The organism is Luedemannella flava (assembly GCF_039528515.1).
Classification (GTDB): domain Bacteria; phylum Actinomycetota; class Actinomycetes; order Mycobacteriales; family Micromonosporaceae; genus Luedemannella; species Luedemannella flava.
Window position 1 is genome coordinate 1 of record NZ_BAAALT010000171.1, and the last position, 586, is coordinate 586.

At 53.9% G+C, this 586-nt stretch carries 1 rRNA gene; it reads right to left on the reverse strand.

From position 1 onward, the window contains the following. Positions 1–586 (reverse strand): 23S ribosomal RNA (locus tag ABD211_RS23615); the annotation flags it as partial.

Consider the following 586-nt stretch of genomic DNA (forward strand, 5'->3'; position numbering starts at 1 on the left):
CTTCGCAGTAACACCAAGTACAGGAATATTAACCTGTTTCCCATCGACTACGCCTTTCGGCCTCGCCTTAGGGGTCGACTCACCCTGCCCCGATTAACGTTGGACAGGAACCCTTGGTCTTCCGGCGAGCGGGCTTTTCACCCGCTTTATCGTTACTTATGTCAGCATTCGCACTTCTGATACCTCCAGCATGCCTCACAGCACACCTTCGCAGGCTTACAGAACGCTCCCCTACCCAACAACACATAGTGTCGCTGCCGCAGCTTCGGTGCATGGTTTAGCCCCGTTACATCTTCCGCGCAGGCCGACTCGACCAGTGAGCTATTACGCTTTCTTTAAATGATGGCTGCTTCTAAGCCAACATCCTGGCTGTCTGTGCCTTCCCACATCGTTTCCCACTTAACCATGACTTTGGGACCTTAGCTGGCGGTCTGGGTTGTTTCCCTCTTCACGACGGACGTTAGCACCCGCCGTGTGTCTCCCGGATAGTACTTACTGGTATTCGGAGTTTGCAAAGGGTTGGTAAGTCGGGATGACCCCCTAGCCTTAACAGTGCTCTACCCCCAGTAGTATTCGTCCGAGGCTC